Annotated in this window: 1 protein-coding gene; it reads right to left on the bottom strand. The window is 42.6% G+C overall.

The window, feature by feature from the left end:
• On the bottom strand, window positions 1–3,402 hold a 3,402-nt coding region (locus tag EA341_RS17945; protein WP_293016549.1), incomplete at both ends, for a PKD domain-containing protein.

Below are 3,402 nucleotides of genomic sequence, written 5' to 3'. Positions count from 1 at the left end.
TAAAGGATTGGTTGTCACCATAGGAGATGTATCCATTCAGATTAATGCTGTAGGACCTTACAAAATAGGTGGTATTGATCGCCAATTCCGTAATGGTATTACTAAAGGAATTGCCTGCAAGACTCATTGTTACCTTGGTATCCAATAAGGTTGGATCTGGAGTCAAGCCATACACGACTCCTGCTTCCTGTACACAATCCAAGCCTGAGCTAAGATTTCCTCCTAGAACCGCAGTAGTAGCAGTAATTTGGCTTGCAGGATCAGTTTCAATGATTGGCTGGGCAGGAGCAGAAATAGTTATTTCCTTGGTATTCTGACAACCATTGGCATCAGTGACAGTCACCGAATAGGTTCCTTCTTTCAAACCTGTTACAGTGGCAGAAGTCTCTTCATTTGACCATAGATAGGTAAATGGCCCTGTTCCTTCTAAAGTTTGAACACTGACTGCTCCATCCGAACCATCAAAACAGGAAACGTCGTTCAGGTCTGTGAATTCAAAGTCCAATGTCTCAACTTCAATGAAATCAACTTTAGTCAAAGTCCTTGTGCATCCGTCCAAATCCCGGATTGTAAGTGAAACAGTGAAAATTCCAGGACTTGCATAGGTATGGGTTGGGTTTATTTCAGTTGAGGTCTGTCCATCTCCAAAATCCCAGCTGAAGGAAGTAGGGGGTGATGGTGTTATAGACTGATTCGTAAATGAAACTTCCAGAGGACCGCAACCTCTTGTTATATTAGATGTGAATTCTACCTCAGGTCCGACAACCTGAATATAATTTGATCTGGTATTTGAATCGGCGCAAGTAGATCCAGTATTAATACTGAGCGAAACAGTATACGCTCCAGGAGACTGGTAGGTATGTGAAGGATTTTGTTCTGTTGATGTGGTACCGTCGCCAAAATCCCAATTCCAACTGGTAGCACCTTCAGACTGATCTAAAAAATTAACTGTTCTGGGTCCGCACCCAAAGGTGGTATTTGCCCTGAAGTCAGCAGAGACTGGCTGATTTGAAAATATTTTTTCGGTGATAGAGGTACACCCAGTGATTGAATTGCTCGCAGTCAGGCGAACAGTAAATTCTCCAAATGTAGTAAAGCTACGAATTGGATTTTGAGAGGTACTTGTTCCTCCGTCTCCAAAATCCCATAACCAAGTATCGGCATCTGTGGAAAGGTTTTCAAAGAAAATCGTTACAGGTGTGGAACATGCTTCAGCAGGACTTAGGTTGAAAGCGGCTTCTGTGGAACAGTCCACTGGCAGAATCTTCAATTCAGCAGTCAAAACCAATGTCGTGTAATTATCCCCCGAAATAGTTGCTGTTACATCCTGGGCCCCTACTTCGGTTCTGCTATTGTTAGTGTAGGCTACCGACGTTCCAAGGGGAAGCGATCCAGTGATTGCTAAGGATTTTTCAGTTCCGTCAAAATCAAAACTTCCGTCTTCAAAGCTGATTCCCTCAATATTAGCTCGTGTGATGGTCAGACCAGCAGTCAAAATCAAATCGATGAAATTGTCTCCTGAGATGATGGCTGTTGCTTGCTGATTTCCTACGTTGGTTCTGGTATTGCTATCATAAGACACAAAAGTTCCCGCAGGAAGCGTGCCTGTGATTTCGATTGATTTTTCAGTTCCGTCAAAGACAAAGGTTCCATCTTCAAAGCTGATTCCTGTAATGGTTGCAGGCGTTATACTCAGCTCTGCTGTCAAAATCAAATCGTCGAAATTGTCTCCTGTAATGGTGGCTGTTGCCTGCTGATTGCCCACATTGGTTAGTGTATTGTTTGCATAAGATACGGTAGCTCCATCAGGTAAATCCCCTACAATCTCAATGGTTTTTTCTGTCCCATCAAAGACGAAAGTGGCATCCTCGAAAAAAATTGCTGGGATAATGCTTAACATAAAGGAATCAGCAACCGCGCCTCCTTCTTGATCATCCGCAATCACCTCAATATTGATTTCGCCAATATCTGAACCTGAAGGGGTGCCGCTGAAAGTTCTGGTTGCAGCATTAAAGCTTAACCAAGCCGGTAATGCTCCTCCTCCGTTTAATTGAGCTGAATATATAAGTATATCAGTAATATCTTCATCATCAAATGTATTTTCTTCAAACTGAAAATTAAAGACTTCATCCTGAATGGCAGTTTGATCAGGAATTGGGTTGGCTATAGTCGGAGGATTATTTGGCTGGGCTTCGCACCATTCAAAGTTATCCAAGTTGAGGTAAATAAAATTGCCCCCAATGCTAACTTCAATCCTATCCACTCTTTTGTTGGTGTTATCTTCCCCTCCCTCTGTGGAAAAGTCAATAAAGAAGTAACCGCTATTCGTAGAACCATCTGTCGGAAAACCGGAGGATTTGGTGATAGAAAACCGCTCCATATCATTATTGAAGCCCTTTACTGTTACTGTTCCATCATTGGTGGGATTGGTTCCTGAAGGGTTTGAAGACAGGTAAAGTGCCAGTCTATTCATGGTGATCAACTCACTAGAAGTTATAATATATGGACCATCTCCCGTGTTCGTAAGGTGCTTTTGTGATCCGCCTATTCCGGCAAAAGGTGTTTCTTGGGACACCTCCCAATTTCCTTGTAAACTAAAACTTAAACCGTTACCGGAAAAGCTAGAAGAGCCTACAACTTCATCTTCAAAAGTCTCTATGAAACAGGGGCTGACAAAATGAATTTGTCCTGAAGTAAATGCAGGGGTCCCGGAATTGCCATTCTCATTGGTGATATTGGTTCCAGACCTTAGGTTTAGCCTTAGGCTTCCTTCACCGGAAATCCCACTTACTGTCACCAAATATTCCATTCCGGAACCTGATACCGAAGCAATTGTTCCTGTTGCAGATCCAGTTGTGGTCAATTGAAAATCATCGGTGCTGACGTTCAATGCTGTTTTGTTAAAATTAACTGCGAAAACCACAGAGCCAGCATTGGCGGAAGGTGATCCAGTCAATGAAATAGAAGTGACCTCAGTCGGGTCTGTGTCCACGGGTGAAAATGGTGAGCCATGCGTAAAGTGATCTAAGAAAAAATTTATGTCATTTGCTTTTATTTGAATTTCATCAACATCATAAAAGTCAGAATCACCGGCATAATCTTTAAGCCCTGCAAGAGCTGAATTGAATTGAATAGGTTTTGAAGGCCCTGTTGGATTCCCGTTTTTAAAACCTTGGATTGTTCCTGAAGTACTCGCTCCAACCCCGGCTTCCTGTAAAAAGATACTTCGGAATTGGAAACCTGAACCATCACTCTTGGTAATGGTCCATTGTGTAAGTGCACCTTCGGCTAAATTGTTGTCATACAGACAAGGTGTTCCTTCAAACCCACTGCCATCGGCACGGGAAACAATTACCGGTGTTCCCGGAGGTCCATCAGGAATGTTAATTGAAAAAGTAAATC

Origin of the sequence: Mongoliibacter sp., from assembly GCF_007692705.1 — a bacterium.
Classification (GTDB): Bacteria; Bacteroidota; Bacteroidia; order Cytophagales; family Cyclobacteriaceae; genus Mongoliibacter.
The sequence above is the reverse complement of the archived record's forward strand: the minus strand, read 5'-3'. Positions and strand labels throughout refer to the sequence as shown.